10 protein-coding genes, 1 other RNA gene and 3 pseudogenes are annotated in these 15531 nt (G+C 65.2%); 8 read left to right on the top strand and 6 right to left on the bottom strand.

Going from position 1 to position 15531, the window contains the following annotated elements; translation table 11 throughout:
• Window positions 1-231: 231 nt before the first annotated feature.
• Complete coding sequence (locus tag XAXN_RS07560) at window positions 232-1299, bottom strand: LacI family DNA-binding transcriptional regulator (protein WP_054319090.1); 1068 nt, start codon at window positions 1297-1299, stop codon at window positions 232-234.
• A 176-nt stretch (window positions 1300-1475) separates the two neighbouring features.
• Between XAXN_RS07560 and XAXN_RS07565 the strand changes: the two genes are divergently transcribed.
• The 6 genes and pseudogenes from XAXN_RS07565 to XAXN_RS07590 all read left to right on the top strand — a co-directional run bounded on the left by XAXN_RS07565 (window position 1476) and on the right by XAXN_RS07590 (window position 13015).
• Entirely contained in the window at window positions 1476-3671 is a 2196-nt protein-coding gene (locus XAXN_RS07565) for an alpha-glucuronidase family glycosyl hydrolase (RefSeq protein ID WP_054319097.1), read from the top strand.
• Window positions 3668-5629, top strand: coding sequence for a sialate O-acetylesterase (locus tag XAXN_RS07570; protein WP_054319091.1), 1962 nt, complete (start codon window positions 3668-3670; stop codon window positions 5627-5629). Before XAXN_RS07565 ends, XAXN_RS07570 begins: the two co-directional genes overlap by 4 nt.
• An 11-nt stretch (window positions 5630-5640) precedes the next feature.
• Window positions 5641-6900, top strand: coding sequence for a D-mannonate dehydratase ManD (gene manD / locus XAXN_RS07575; protein ID WP_054319092.1), 1260 nt, complete (start codon window positions 5641-5643; stop codon window positions 6898-6900).
• Entirely contained in the window at window positions 6900-8600 is a 1701-nt protein-coding gene (locus XAXN_RS07580) for a glycoside hydrolase family 43 protein (RefSeq protein WP_054319093.1), read from the top strand. The genes manD and XAXN_RS07580 overlap by 1 nt, the downstream gene beginning before the upstream one ends.
• 2 nt (window positions 8601-8602) lie before the next feature.
• A pseudogene (locus XAXN_RS07585) lies at window positions 8603-11317 on the top strand (glycoside hydrolase family 3 protein).
• A gap of 225 nt (window positions 11318-11542) precedes the next feature.
• Entirely contained in the window at window positions 11543-13015 is a 1473-nt protein-coding gene (locus tag XAXN_RS07590; RefSeq protein ID WP_054319094.1) for a mannitol dehydrogenase family protein, read from the top strand.
• 81 nt (window positions 13016-13096) lie between these two features.
• Here XAXN_RS07590 and XAXN_RS07595 read toward each other — a convergent pair whose 3' ends face one another.
• The 4 genes from XAXN_RS07595 to XAXN_RS20895 all read right to left on the bottom strand — a co-directional run bounded on the left by XAXN_RS07595 (window position 13097) and on the right by XAXN_RS20895 (window position 14559).
• Entirely contained in the window at window positions 13097-13486 is a 390-nt protein-coding gene (locus XAXN_RS07595; protein WP_054319095.1) for a bleomycin resistance protein, read from the bottom strand.
• A 183-nt stretch (window positions 13487-13669) separates the two neighbouring features.
• On the bottom strand, window positions 13670-13942 hold the full coding sequence (locus XAXN_RS22995) for a hypothetical protein (protein WP_241148209.1): 273 nt from the start codon (window positions 13940-13942) through the stop codon (window positions 13670-13672).
• Window positions 13914-14324 carry a hypothetical protein gene (locus XAXN_RS07605; protein ID WP_134980403.1) on the bottom strand — a complete coding sequence of 137 codons (411 nt, stop codon included), beginning with the start codon at window positions 14322-14324 and terminating at the stop codon, window positions 13914-13916. The genes XAXN_RS22995 and XAXN_RS07605 overlap by 29 nt, the downstream gene beginning before the upstream one ends.
• 159 nt (window positions 14325-14483) lie before the next feature.
• Window positions 14484-14559: non-coding RNA, sX9 sRNA (locus XAXN_RS20895), on the bottom strand.
• Window positions 14560-14707: 148 nt separating this feature from the next.
• Here XAXN_RS20895 and XAXN_RS20900 point away from each other — a divergent pair.
• Complete coding sequence (locus XAXN_RS20900) at window positions 14708-14866, top strand: DUF2256 domain-containing protein (protein WP_134980691.1); 159 nt, start codon at window positions 14708-14710, stop codon at window positions 14864-14866.
• Between the two features lie 219 nt (window positions 14867-15085).
• Window positions 15086-15391, top strand: a pseudogene (locus tag XAXN_RS07610) (hypothetical protein); the annotation flags it as partial.
• Between the two features lie 4 nt (window positions 15392-15395).
• Here XAXN_RS07610 and XAXN_RS20905 read toward each other — a convergent pair.
• A pseudogene (locus tag XAXN_RS20905) lies at window positions 15396-15531 on the bottom strand (IS5/IS1182 family transposase); the annotation flags it as partial.

Consider the following 15531-nt stretch of genomic DNA (forward strand, 5'->3'; position numbering starts at 1 on the left):
AATCAGTATCTGACGCGTTGAGCATTGCCACTGCACGCGCCTGGCATCATTCGGCGCGTGCAACGACTATCTGCGGGGTGCCAGCCACCACACTGCGGCGGCCAGCAATGGGGGCCAATGCGATGCGCGGCACCAGATACGTGGGCGCCCACCGGCAATGCTGGTGTGTTGCAGGCAGGGCCGCGAGATGACCACGTTCTGCTGCAGTATGCAGTGGTCTGATCGCTACGTTTACTCGGCCGCATCGTCCGCTGTCGGTGCGGCCACCGAATCCCGCTTGACCAGCAGGTGCGCGACCACATGATCGACCATCCTTGCCGTACGCTCCTTGGCGCGAATCGTCTTCAGCAAGATGTCCAGCGCGGCATCGGCCATGGCGGCGATGGGCTGCTGCACGGTGGTGATTTCGGGCCACACCGCAGTGGCGGCAGAGGTGTCGTCGAACCCGACCACCGACAGATCGCGCGGCACATCCAGCCCCCGTCGGTGCGCGACCGAGATTGCCGCGGCGGCCATGTCGTCGTTGCTGGCGAAGATGGCGTTGGGGCGGCGTTTGCGCGCCAGCAATTTTCCCGCGGCAACCAGGCCGGATTTGTAGGTGTAATCGCCCGGCTGCACCAGCTGCCGATCCAGGCGCAAACCGGCATCAGCCAGCGCCGCCTGAAAGCCTTCGAAGCGCCGCTTGCTGGCCGACAGATTCGGATGCCCGGCGATGTAGCCGATGCGCGTATGCCCCTGTGCGATCAAGTGCTCGGTAATCTCTTTGGCAGCAGCGAATTCGTCGATGCGCACACACGCGACATCCGGGCTGAAATGGTTGGAGGCAATCGCCACCACCGGCACCTTGGCGCGCACCAACTCCAGCACTGCGGCCCTGGATTCGCACAAGGGCGGCGGCAGGATCACACCGGCAACACCCTTGGCGAGCTTGCGCGCCGCCTTGCGTTTGGCATCGGCGTCCAGGTCGTCCCAGCAGTCGATCACCAGCTGGATCGGCGTACGCGACGCCACCCGCAGCACGCCCAGCAGCAACTCGCGCAAGTAGGCGCCGCTGGGATCGCTGTAGATCAACGCAATCCGCATGCTCTGCGCGGCTGCCAGTGCACTGGCGGCAAGATTGGGCGTGTAGCCCAGCTTGTCGACCGCGCGCAGGACCCGTTCGCGGGTGGCATCGCGCACACTGCCGGTATTGTTGACCGCGCGCGAGACCGTCATCGGCGAGACCTTTGCCAGCGCTGCCACTTCGTCGATGGTGGTCGCGCGGCTGGTGCGGCGGACCGATTTCCTGACCTTCTCCAAGCGTGGCCTCTCCAAATGCGTGCGAAAGCTGCGGGATGCACGGACGCTGCTGCGGTAACGCGGACGCCGAGTGCAGGTATGACGGTGCGAGCCATGGTACCGGGAAGCAGGCAGAGCGGCGATATGCGCCTGCCTGCACCGGTGACGCTCGAGCACGCCGCATGAGCCGGTCTGACGTGAAGCGACACGGCACCGGTGTCGGCGCATTTACGCTGCAGGCATTGCTGTGGCTGGCGCTGTTATGCAGTGGCCTGTTAGTCACCGTCAGCGCGCATGCGGAAGATGGCTACGATCTATGGTTGCGCTACCAACCGCTGGCCAATGCCACGCAATTGCGTGACAGCGCCAGCCAATTGGTCGTCGTTGGCGACTCGCCCACCCTGCACGCAGCACGCGATGAATTGGAGCGCGGCCTGCAGGGACTACTGGGAAGCACACCGCCGCGCGCGGACGCGGTCACGCAAGATGGCGCCATCGTATTGGGCGCAGCCGGCGCGCCACAGATTGCAGCCCTGAAGCTGGATACAGGCCAGTTGGGCCGCGACGGCTATCTCATCCGCCGCGCCGACGTTGATGGACATCGCATCACCGCCATTGTCGGCGGCAGCGACATCGGCGTGTTGTACGGCACATTCCACCTGTTGCGTCTGCTGCAAACCGGGCAGTCGCTCGCCGCGCTGGATGTGCGCGCATCGCCACGCTTGCAGCTGCGCATGCTCAATCATTGGGACAATCTCGATGGGCTGGTGGAACGTGGCTATGCCGGCGCGTCGCTGTGGAACTGGCAGACGCTGCCCGGTTATCTGGATCCGCGTTACACCGACTACGCGCGTGCCAATGCGTCGCTGGGCATCAATGGAACCGTGCTCAACAACGTCAATGCCAAGGCATGGAGCCTGACGCCGCAATACCTCGACAAGGCGGCAGCCCTGGCAAAGGTGTTTCGTCCGTACGGGATTCGTGTGTTCCTCAGTGCGCGCTTCAGTGCACCGATCGAAATCGGTGGCCTGACAACCGCCGACCCGCTGGACCCGCGGGTACAGCGCTGGTGGCGCGACACCGCCGACGCCATCTATGCACGCATTCCGGATTTCGGCGGGTTTCTGGTCAAGGCCAACTCCGAAGGTCAGCCCGGCCCGCAGGACTATGGACGCAGCCACGCCGATGGCGCGAACCTGCTGGCCGATGCCCTGGCGCCACATGGCGGGGTGGTGATGTGGCGCGCCTTCGTTTACTCGCATGAGCAGCCGGACGACCGCGCCAAGCAGGCATACAGCGAGTTCGTGCCGCTGGATGGCGCGTTTCGCGACAACGTGATCGTGCAGGTGAAAAACGGTGCCATCGACTTCCAGCCACGCGAGCCGTTTCACCCGTTGTTCGGTGCGATGCGCAAGACGCCATTGATGCCGGAGTTTCAGATCACCAAGGAATATCTCGGCTTTTCCACCCATCTGGCCTATCTGGGCCCGCTATTTTCCGAGACCTTGCAAGCCGACACCTATGCGCGCGGCAAGGGCTCGACGGTTGCAAAGACCGTGGATGGCCGCTTGTTCACCGAGAACAAACGTACACGGCTGACCGGTATCGCCGGCGTGGCCAATATCGGTGCCGATCGCAACTGGAGCGGCTCGATCTTCGATCAGGCCAACTGGTACGCATACGGGCGGTTGGCATGGGACCCGCAGCTGTCGCCGCAGGCCATTGCGCAGGAATGGGTGCGCATGACCTTTTCCAACGATCCGGCGGTGGTCGAGCCAGTGGTCGACATGATGCTGCGTTCGCGCGAGGCGGTGGTGGACTACATGACCCCGCTCGGGCTACATCACCTGATGGGGCGCGGCCACCATTACGGCCCGGCACCGTGGGATGCCGGCAGCGAACGTCCGGACTGGGACCCGGTGTATTACCACCGCGCCGACCGTAACGGGATCGGCTTCGACCGCAGCGCCAGCGGTAGCAATGCCGTTGCGCAATATGCGCCGCCCGTGGCGCGCGTGTTCGGCGATGTGCAGCGCGTGCCCGAGCGGTTGCTGCTGTGGTTCCATCATGTACCGTGGGATCACCGCATGGCCTCCGGCAGGCCGTTGTGGGACGAGCTGGTGTGGCGTTACGACCATGGCGTGGCCGAGGTGGTTGCCATGCGCACGAGCTGGCAAGATCTGGCCGGCAAGATCGATGCACAGCGCTACCAGCAGGTCGCCGATTTCCTGGCGATCCAGCAGCGTGAGGCGCAGTGGTGGCGCGATGCCAGCATCGCCTATTTCCAGAGCGTGTCCGGGCGCCCGCTGCCTGCAGGCATCAGCCCGCCGGCGCACCCGCTGGCGTATTACCAGGCACTGACATTTCCGTATGCACCGGGGAATCCGAAGTGAACGCATGTCGCGTAAAGATAGTGATCGGCGCGCTGTCGGCGTTGCTGCCACACCTTGCCAGCGCAGCGGATGCGCCGCTGCTGCATCCGGTGTTTCAGGACCACGCGGTGCTGCAACGCGATGCGCCGATCCGCCTGTGGGGCGATGCGGCGCCGGGCACACGGGTGACCGTGCAACTGGAGGGCGCGCAGGTGCAGGCTCGCGCAGACCGGCAAGGTCATTGGGAAGCGCGCTTGCCCGCGCACGCTGCCGGCGGTCCGTACAGCCTGAAGGCCGGCACTGCCAACGGTGCGATGCAGCAGATCGATGATGTGCTGATCGGCGATGTCTGGCTGTGTTCTGGGCAATCGAATATGGAACTGCAGGTGCATCGCACGCTGGATTCGCGCAGCGAGATTGCCGATGCCGACCACCCCAGCATCCGCATGTTCAAGGTGCCCGCACAATCCAGCCCGACACCGCAACGCGGCTTCGGCGGCACTGCAACCTGGCAGCGCACCACACAGGAGACGGTGAAAGACTTTTCCGCCGCCTGTTATTACTTCGCACGCGAGTTGCAGAGGCAGGTCGACGTGCCGATGGGGCTGATCAATGCATCGTGGGGCGGTTCGCAGATGCAGGCCTGGATCGGCGACAAAGCCTTGCGTGCCGCTGGCGACGATGGTCCGGCACTGGATGTGCTGGCACGTTATGCAACCGATCCGGTCGCGGCCGCACCGCGCTGGGCCGCGCTGTGGGAGACCTGGTGGCATGCCCATGGCGAAGGCGAGCCGTGGCAGCCGGATGCGCCCGGCCACTGGCAGAACGCACCACCGGCATTGGGCGCATGGGACGACTGGGGCGTGCCGCAACTGGTCGGCTTCAACGGCATGGTCTGGTACCGCACCAGCGTCGAACTGACACCGGCACAGGCCGCGCAGGACGCCACCTTGTTGCTGGGGCCAGTGGACGAGCTGGATCAGACCTGGGTCAACGGGCGCGGCGTGGGCAGCAGCTATGGCGCGGACCAGCCGCGTCGCTACGCATTGCCGCGCGGGCAGCTGCACGCCGGGCGCAACAGCATCGTGCTCAATGTGCTCAATACCTATCGACGCGGCGGGCTGCTGGGTGACGCGCCATCGCGCGCACTGCAATTTGCCGATGGCAGCACAGTGGCGCTGGACGGGCCCTGGCAGTACCGCATCGTGCCACAGGCAGTGGGCACCCCACCGCGCGCGCCGTGGTCGTCGGCCGCCGGGCTGACTACCTTGTACAACGGCATGATCGCGCCGCTGGAACACCTGGGCCTGCGCGGCGTGCTGTGGTACCAGGGCGAATCCAATACCGGCGATGCAGCGCGTTACCCAGCCTTGCTCACTGCGTGGCAGCGCGACTGGCGGCAGCGCTTTGGCGCGGACCTGCCGTTGCTGGTGGTGCAGCTGGCCAATTACGGCACACCGCCTACCCAGCCAACCGACAGCGGTTGGGCGCAATTGCGCGAGGCGCAGCGACGCTTCGTCGCCAAGGACGCGCACGCAGGGTTGGCAGTGGCCATCGATATCGGCGACCGCTATGACATCCATCCGGCCAACAAGCAGGAGCTGGGCCGGCGCCTGGCGCGTGCGGCGCGGCATGTGGTGTATGGCGAGTCGATTGCGCCTTCCGGGCCGGTGCCGCGCAGCGCGCGCCGCGCGGGCGAGAGCGTGCGCATCGGCTTCGACGATGTCGACACCACGCTGGTGAGTTACGGCAACGATGCGCCGATCGGCTTCGAGCTCTGCGGCGATGCGGCCGGCAGCTGCCGCTACGCCGGTGCCACGCTGTCCGGGCGCGAGATCCGCCTGCGGATTCCCGACGGTCTGCAGGCCACCCGCGTGCGCTACTGCTGGGCCGATAGCCCGGTATGCACCGTGTACGACCGCAGCGGCCTGCCGGCCGGCCCGTTCGAACTTCCCGTCACCGCCACTTCTTCCCCCTGAGCGAGATCACGATGTCACACACACCCGACTCCCCTGCACCGCTGCAAGGTTCTGCCGGCGACCGCGAGATCGTCGAGGCGCGCGTCATCGTCACCTGCCCGGGGCGCAATTTCGTCACGTTGAAGATCCGCACACGCTCGGGCATCACCGGCGTGGGCGATGCCACGCTCAACGGGCGCGAACTGGCGGTGGCCGCCTACCTGCAGGAACACCTGGTGCCGAACCTGATCGGCCGCGATGCCGGGCGCATCGAAGACATCTGGCAGTTCTTCTACCGCGGCGCGTATTGGCGGCGCGGGCCGGTGACGATGAGCGCGATTGCTGCAGTGGATGTGGCGCTGTGGGACATCCTGGGCAAGATGGCCGGCATGCCGCTGTATCAGCTGCTCGGTGGGCGCTCACGCGAAGGGGCGCTGGTGTATGGGCATGCGAACGGGCGCGATATTGCCGAAACCAGCGACGAAGTGGGTCGCTTCCGCGAGATGGGCTTTATCGCGATCCGCGCGCAATGCGGCGTGCCCGGCATCAAGAAGACCTACGGCATTTCTGTCGGCGGCAAGCCGTACGAACCGGCCGAAAGCGAGCTGCCCACCGAAACCGTGTGGTCCACGCCGCGCTATCTCGGCGTGGTGCCCAAGTTGTTCGAGCAGCTGCGCAGCGATCATGGCAACGAGATCGAGCTGCTGCATGACGCGCACCACCGGCTCACGCCGATCGAAGCCGCACGCCTGGGCCGCGATCTGGAGCCGTACCGGCTGTTCTGGCTGGAAGATGCCACGCCGGCGGAAAACCAGCGCGCGTTCGAGATCATTCGCCAGCACACGGTGACGCCGCTGGCGGTGGGCGAGGTGTTCAATTCGATCTGGGACTGCAAGCACCTGATCGAGCAGCAACTGATCGACTACATCCGCACCACGATTGTCCATGCCGGCGGTATCACCCATGTGCGCCGGCTGGCCGATTTCGCCGCGCTGCATCAGGTGCGCACCGGCTTCCACGGCGCCACCGATCTCTCGCCAGTATGCATGGGCGCCGCCTTGCACTTCGACACCTGGGTACCCAACTTCGGCATCCAGGAATACATGTTCCATTCCGACGAAGCCAATGCGGTGTTCCCGCACGACTACCAATTCCGCGCCGGACGCCTGCATTGCGGCGAAACGCCGGGGCACGGCGTGGACATCGACGAAGCGTTGGCCGCACGCTATCCCTACACGCCCAAGCAGCTGCCGATCCTGCGTCTGGAAGACGGCACGATGGGAGACTGGTGATGCGCGCACTTTCCACCCTCTGCGCAACATTGCTGATGGCCTTGGCAGCGCCTGCGAACGTGCAGGCGCAAGCATCTGCCGATGTCGCCTTCGACTGGTTCGACTACCGCGGCGACGACGCGGTGTTCGCCACGCCGCTGCCAGCCGAGCACTACCGCAATCCGGTGCTGGCCGGGTTCTACCCGGACCCCAGCATCACCCAGGTCGGCAATCACTACTATCTGGTCAATTCCACTTTCACGTATTTCCCGGCAATCCCGGTCTTCCAGAGCACCGATCTGGTCCACTGGACGCAGATCGGCAATGTCGTTGAGCGCACCGACCAATTGAATTACGACGGTCTGGAGGTGTCGCGCGGCATGTTTGCGCCCACCATCCGCTACCACAACGGCCGCTACTACGTGGTGGGAACGTCGGCAGACAATGGCGGCAACTTCATCGCCAGCGCCAGCAATCCAGCCGGTCCATGGTCGGCGCTGAGCTGGCTGCCCGGCATCGATGGCATCGACCTGTCGTTGTTCTTCGACACCGACGGCAGCGCCTACCTGCCCAACAATGGACCGCCGGAAGGCACGCCACAGTACGAAGGTCACCGCGCGATCTGGATGCAACGCTTCGACCTGGCCAGCAATCAACCCGTCGGTCCGCGCAAGGTGTTGCTGGACCGCGGTGTGGATCCAGCCAGCAAGCCGATCTGGATCGAAGCGCCGCACGTGTATCAGCGCAATGGCTGGTACTACCTCTCCTGCGCAGAAGGCGGAACCCTGCCGGACCAGCAGCATCGGCAGGTGGTCTTGCGCAGCCGTAACGTCTGGGGGCCGTATACATCGGCGCCGAACAATCCGATCCTGAGCCAGAACGACCTGCCTGCGGGGCGGGCGGATCCGGTCATGAACGCCGGCCACGCCGATTTCGTGACCACGCCCGATGGGCAATGGTGGGCAGTGTTCCTGGCCGCCCGCCCGTATTCGGGCGATCGCTACAACACCGGGCGCGAAACCTTCCTGTTGCCGGTGCAGTGGCGCGACGACTGGCCCTCGATCCTGCCGGCGGGCGAGCCGATTCCCGCGATCGCCAAGGCCCCGCCCCTGGCCGCCACGGCCAGCCACCAGGCACCGTCGTCGGGCAACTTCACCTGGCACGACGACTTCGACACCAGCACGTTGCAGCGCGAATGGCTGTTCCTGCGCGTACCGCATCAACCGGTGGCCGATCTGCGCGCGCGCAGCGGCTGGTTGACTCTGCACGCCAGCAGCCAGGGCCTGGACAGTACCGGGACGCCGGCGTTTCTGGCGCGGCGCCAACAACACACACGGTTCACCGCCAGCACCGCACTGGCCGCGCCGACCCAGTCCGGCGTCAATGCGGGATTGGCCGCATTTCAGAACGCCAACGCCTGGTACGCGCTCGGCGTGCGCCGCGATGGCGATAGACTCGAGGTGTTTCTGGACAAACGCGACGGTGCGCAAACCAGCACGCGCGCCCACACCCATGTCGCGCTCGCCGCGCAGGTACGCTTGCAGATCAGTGGCGATGGCGGCGCCTACAGTTTCGCTTTCGATGCTGACGGCCGCGGCTGGCAGGTACTGCAACGCGATGACGATGCCGGCATGCTCAGCACCGCGCAGGCGGGTGGGTTCGTCGGCACCATGATCGGGCCGTTTGCCCAGCTGCAGCTCGCACGCTCCGAGGAGGACTGACCATGCATCCATCTCTTCTCGCCCGACCGCATCCGCGCAGGCACCTGCGCGGCGCGCTGCTGGCGTTAGCGTGTGCCACCGGCGCGGCCCAGGCCGCGGCACCGCCGCCCTACCTGGATACCCAACGCAGTTTCGAACAACGCGCCGCCGATCTGGTGTCGCGCATGACGCTGGAAGAAAAAGCCGCGCAGATGCAGAACGCCGCGCCGGCAATTCCGCGCCTGGGCGTCCCGGCCTACGATTGGTGGAACGAGGCGCTGCATGGCGTGGCGCGCGCCGGCGGTGCGACGGTGTTCCCGCAGGCGATCGGCATGGCCGCCACCTTCGACCTGCCGCTGATGCACGAGGTCGCCACCGCGATCAGCGACGAGGCGCGTGCCAAGCACCATCAGTTCCTGCGCCAGAACCAGCACGCGCGCTATCAGGGGCTGACCTTCTGGTCGCCGAACATCAACATCTTCCGAGATCCGCGTTGAGGCCGTGGCCAGGAGACCTACGGCGAGGATCCCTTCCTCACTGCGCGCATGGGCGTGACTTTCGTGCAGGGCCTGCAGGGCGAAGGCGCCGACGCGCCGAAGAACGCGCAGGGCGAGAGCTACCGCAAGCTCGACGCCACCGCCAAGCATTTCGCCGTGCACAGCGGTCCGGAAGCCGATCGTCACCACTTCGATGCCCGCCCCTCCCAGCGCGACCTGTACGAGACCTACCTGCCGGCGTTCGAGGCGCTGGTCAAGGCCGGCAAGGTGGATGCGGTGATGGGCGCCTACAACCGCGTGTATGGCGAGTCGGCCAGCGCCAGCAAGTTCCTGCTGCAGGACGTGCTGCGCCAGCAATGGGGCTTCAAAGGCTACGTGATGTCCGACTGCTGGGCGATCGTGGATATCTGGAAGCACCACAAGATCGTCGCCACCCGCGAGCAAGCCGCCGCGCTGGCGGTCAAGCACGGCACCGAGCTGGAATGCGGGGAGGAGTATTCCACCCTGCCGGCGGCGGTCCGCCAGGGCCTGATCGACGAAGCGCAGATCGACACCGCGTTGACGACCTTGATGATTGCACGCATGCGCCTGGGCGTGTTCGCCCCGCCCGGGCAGTTGCCGTGGTCGAAGATTCCCGCCGCGGTCAACCAATCGCCGGCGCACGATGCGCTGACGCGCCGCACCGCGCGCGAATCATTGGTGCTGCTGAAGAACGATGGCCTGCTGCCGTTGTCGCGCGCCAAGCTCAAACGCATCGCGGTGATCGGCCCCACCGCCGACGACACCATGGCGCTGCTGGGCAATTACTACGGCACGCCGGCCGCGCCGGTCACCGTGCTGCAAGGCATCCGAGCCGCCGCCCCGAACGCGCAGGTGCTGTACGCGCGCGGCGCCGACCTGGTCGAGGGGCGCGACGATCCCGCCGCCACGCCGCTGATCGAACCGCAATACCTGCGGCCGTCGGCCACCTCGCCCGAGCGCGGCCTGCGGGGCGAGTACTTCCGCAATCGCGATTTGTCCGGTAAGCCAGCCTTGGTGCGCGTGGATGCGCAGATCGGCTTCAAGTGGGACCGCGGCTCGCCGACCGACAACCTGCTGGCACGCGGCGAAGCCGGTCCGAACGAGGCGGTGCCGGCGGACAACTTCAGCATCCGCTGGAGCGGCCAGCTGGTCCCGCCGACCACCGGCACCTACCACCTGGAAGCGGCGGCCGACGACGGCGTGCGCCTGTACCTGGACGGCAAGCCGGTGATCGACCGCTGGGCGACCACCGACCGCCTGCACGCCGATGGGGTCGATGTGCAGCTACAGGCCGGCCGTGCCTACGACCTGCGCCTGGAATACTTCGAAGCCGAGCGCGATGCCGCCGTGCGCCTGGCCTGGCGCCAACCCGGAGCCAAGCCGCCCTTGCAGGAAGCGCTGGACGTGGCCCGTAGTGCCGACGTGGTGGTCTTCGTCGGCGGCCTGACCGGCGATGTCGAAGGCGAGGAGATGAAGGTGAACTACCCCGGCTTTGCCGGCGGCGACCGCACCGACCTGCGCCTGCCCAAGCCGCAACGCGACCTGCTCGAAGCCTTGCACGCCACCGGCAAGCCGGTGGTGGCGGTGCTGACCGCCGGTTCGGCGCTGGCCATCGATTGGGCGCAGCAGCACCTGCCGGCGATCCTGCTGGCCTGGTATCCGGGCCAGCGCGGTGGCACGGCAGTGGCCGACGCACTATTCGGCGATGCCAATCCTGGCGGCCGGTTGCCGGTAACGTTCTACAAGGAAAGCGAAACCCTGCCGGCGTTCGACGACTACGCCATGCGCGGCCGCACCTACCGCTACTTCACCGGCACGCCGCTGTATCCGTTCGGCCACGGCCTGTCGTACACGCAGTTCGCCTATTCCGGTCTGCGCCTGGACCGCAACACCATCGCAGCCGATGGCTCGCTCACTGCCACCGTTACGGTGAAGAATACCGGCCAGCGCGCCGGCGATGAGGTGGTGCAGCTGTATCTGCACCCGCTCACGCCGCAACGCGACCGTGCCGGCAAGGAATTACATGGATTTCAACGCATCACCCTGCAACCGGGCGAGCAGCACGAGTTGGAATTCACCATCAATGCAAAGGACGCACTGCGTCTCTACGACGCGCAGCGCAAGGCGTATGCGGTGGACCCAGGCGCCTATGAAGTGCAGACCGGCGCCTCCAGTGCGGATATCCGCGCCAGGCAGCGTTTCACCGTGACCGACAAGTAGCAGCCGTCGACACTCTCGCCATGCGGCCGCGGGTAAACAATCCCTTCGGCCGCGATCGCCCTACGCCGCTCTGCTCCCAAGGTGAACAGGCACCGCTTGCGCGCCATGGGCGCGCCTGCCTTGGAGCGCCCTCGTCGCAAGACGCGGGCCGGGGCGTGGAGCGGGGTCAGGGCGAGGGTTCGGCGCAGCCCCTCCTCCAAACACTCCTACCTCGCAGGCGACACGATGCAAGCACCACGCCTTTCGCTCGACACCCTTGTCACATTGCCGCCGGTGGTTTCAACGCCCAGCTATGACCCGGCAAGAATCACCATCGGCATCGTGCATCTCGGCGCGGGGGCCTTCCATCGCGCCCACCAGGCCGCCTACATCGACGACCTGCTTGCCGAAGACCCCAGCTGGGCCATCAGCGCCGTCTCGCTGCATCGCCCGCAGGTGCGCGATGCCTTACGTCCGCAAGATGGCCTGTACACCCTCGCCCTGCTGGACGAACACCCGCAATTACGCGTCATCGGTGCCATCCGCGAGATACTCTGCGCCGTGGACGAACACGCTGCCGTGCTCGCGCGGCTCGCCGACCCGGCGGTGCGCCTGGTCACGCTGACCATCACCGAGAAAGGCTATTGCCTGGCCGGCGATACGCTCGACCTCTCGCATCCGGACATCGCGCACGACATCGCCCATCCCAACACCCCACGCAGTGCCATCGGCTACCTCGTTGCCGGGCTGCGGCAGCGCATGCACGACGGCACCGCGCCGTTCACAGCACTCAGCTGCGACAACCTGACCGACAACGGCACGCTGCTGCAGCGCGCGGTGGTGCGGCTCGCAGCGCAGAGTGACCCGGCGCTTGCGGAATGGATCGCGCAGCACGCGGCCTTTCCGCGCTCGATGGTGGACAGCATCACGCCCGCCACCGATGACGTGCTGCGCACGCGCATCCACGATCAGCTTGGCGTGCACGATGCCTGGCCGATCCAGCGCGAGCGCTACAGCCAGTGGGTGATCGAAGACCGCTTCTGCAACGGTCGCCCGGCGTTTGAGCACGCGGGCGTCACCCTGAGCGAAGACATCACCGGCTACGCGCGCGCCAAGCTGCGTCTGCTCAACGCGCCGCACTCGGCGCTGGCGTATCTCGGCTGCTTGCTGAACCTGGAAACCGTGGCCGAAGGAATGCGTCACCGCGAACTTGCCGCGTACGTAGAAACGTTGATGCGCGCGGAGATCGCGCCCACCCTGCAAGCCATGCAGGGCTTCGATGCGCAACGCTACAGCGACGCCATCCTTGCCCGTTTTCGCAATTCCGCCATCCGCCACCTGCTCGCGCAGATCGCCTGGGACGGCTCGCAGAAAATCCCGGTGCGACTGCTCGGCACGATCGGCGAAGCACTCGCTGCGGGCCAACCGATCCAGCGCCTATGCCTGGCCGTTGCGGCGTGGCTGCACTTCGTCCGCAGGCAGGCGCACAGCGGCGTTCCGTTGATCGACCCGTCGAACGATACCCTCAGCGCGCTTGGACGCAACACGACTGGCGATGCAGGTCATGATGTCGCTACCTTCCTGACACTGGAGGCGGTGTTCGGATCGTTGTCCGCAGACGCGCGTTTTTGTGCGTCCTTGCAGGCGGCTTATGCCGCGCTCGGTACTGCCACCCCGACCGAAGTGACACAGGCACTTGGGTCGATGGGTGACGTGTAAGACGGTGCGCAGCACCATCTCATGGCGCGAGCGGGTGCCATCAGGCGGCGAGCAGTGCAGTCGCCTCGCTCATGCAATGCATCACCCTGATGCAATTACCTGCCCAATCCGCAGCAGATTGCCGCTCTCATCGACAATGGCGAACTCACGCATGCCCCAAGGCTTGTCGCCAACCGGGTCGAGCCGTGGAATGCCCCGCTCGGGCAACGCAGCAACTTTCATCGCTGCGTGGATGGCATCTGCATCGCCTACCCGGATGTAGCAGCCCGCATAGCAGTCGGCCGGATCCAGATCCGGATGCGCGAAGAAGTGCAGCTCCACATCGCCACGTCGCAGGATTGCGTAACCTGCATCCTGCGGATGCGCATCGCCGACAAAACCCAGTTGCCGATAGAACGCCACCGTCTGCGGGATCGAACGGCTCGGCAGGGTTGGGATGGTTTGCGTCTCTACGTCGATGCTGGTGTCCATCGCCAAGCTCCGTCGGGTCTAGGCTTTAGAGTCGCGCGCTGGCGACGACAGTTGCACAGCCAATGTGTCTCGCATACCAGGTCAGCTGGCGCAGATAGCCACCAATGCAGCAGTTGAAGACGTCACCCGACGCCAGCGCCAGCTTGCCGCCCCACCGCATGCACCCCCGGCGGCAATCAGGTATCAGCCGACCAACACCACCGCGCCAAACTGGCCTACCAGCGCATAAGCAACGACATCCAGACCCAGCGTGTCCAGCACTGGCACCAGCGATGCGAGTTCCGGATTCGAAGCAATACAGGCAATGACCACCGCAGTCAGCGCGAAGAGTAGCTTGCGGTTGCACTTGATTGGCCACATGTGTGAATGCGCAATGGGAGTGACTGATTCGTTCGCACACTCGCCTTCAAAAAGAGCGATTGCAGGATCAAGCCGTATTCGGTCGCGCGACGCCACGTTTTTCCGACAGACGCATCAGCACCACGATCAGCAACGCCAGAAAGCTCAGCTCCCACACGTAGAAGGCTGCGCCTACCCGATCGATCATCACTTCGTGCCCGGCTTCGTTTTTCAGATAGCGGGTGGCACGAAAGGTATCCATGCCGATCAGACATGCCGACAGCAGCAAGCCCAATGCCGTTCTATCCGATTTGAAGAGGTAACAGAGCCACGCACTGAAGAACAGCAGGTTGCCTAACCAGGCGAAGCATTGACCATCCAGCACCTGGATCCAGCCGAACATGAGCAGGACGACACCGCTCACCTGTTCGGCACCGCCATGCAGTGCAGGAAGGCAGAGGGCGGCAACATACAAAAGCGCCGACACGACCAGCAACAATGCTTTCACGAACGTCCTTGTTTGAGATGGTGAGCGTAGCGCCTTGCGAGGTCGGAGACCTGCCGCCAAACCGCTTGCTGCGAACTATAACAAAGCGTGCGCGCCTGTCTCCCAACGCCATGTATCGCCATGCGCTAGGCAGCGGCCTGCATGAAGAGCGGCTAGCAAAACGTAGCGAGTGGTCGCCCGGTGGCTGCGGACGATGCGCCCAGACCGCAGTGTACGGGTGGGACATGCCGATTCCGAGCACCGGCCGCGCCCGCCTGGCGGCTGCGCCGTAGTTTTGTTGGCCGCTCGAAGTCGAAACGTCGTTTTGCATTGGACATCGCTATGACATGCTTGCACCCCGCTTCACCGACGTATTTCCCAGTTCCTCCCAGCCTATGGCGATGCGCAAAAAACAGCATCTACCGGAGAAAGTCTGCGTGCAGTGCAGGCGACCGTTTCGCTGGCGCAAGAAGTGGGAGCGTGTGTGGGATGCGGTGAAGTACTGCTCGGACCGATGCCGGGGCGACAGCAAGCGTCACCGCTCCACAGTTTAATAGGCACTGCTTCGGACCCGGCGGCATGCAAAGACGGGCATGTGCCGCACACCTCTGAGCCCAGCATGCACAAACGCGCGTTACCGATACCACTATTTCTTTCCTGCACTCCTTTTCGTGCCGCTGGACTTGGCGGCACGCTTGGTCGTGTTGCGCTTGCTGGCGACGGCCATGTTGTCCACCAGGCTCGGATACGGCCGACCTGCAGCTTTTGCGCGCTTGCGGGCCTGGGTCTTCTGCGATGGAGACAGGGGCTTGGAGCGCGAAGCGCCCTTCGGGCTGGACGTATTCCAGAGCGTGGACGTCTTGGCCGCACGCTTTTTCGCAGCGTTTGCTGTGGAGGTGCTTTTCTTGGCCGCAGTGCGCCTTGTTGGCGCTTTCTTGGTCGCGCTTTTCTTCTCGGCCGCGCGGCTCTTTGCTGCAGCTTTCTTGCTTGCCTTCCTCGCGACCTTGGACGAAAGAGTCTTTCTGGCGGAGGCGCTCGCGGCCACCGTTTTTTTCGTGGTGTGCTTAGAGGGTGTTTACATAATCAAACAGTCAGTCGCCGGAGTAGCACCCTTGCTTCAGCCAGCCATCCCCAAGCCTCGGAAACCTGGGTCAGCCGATCATGGTGCATGATGAGTCGGCGTGCACGGTCATTCCAGGCATGCGTGCGCTCGACGACC

Source organism: Xanthomonas axonopodis, assembly GCF_001304695.1.
GTDB classification, from domain to species: domain Bacteria; phylum Pseudomonadota; class Gammaproteobacteria; order Xanthomonadales; family Xanthomonadaceae; genus Xanthomonas; species Xanthomonas axonopodis.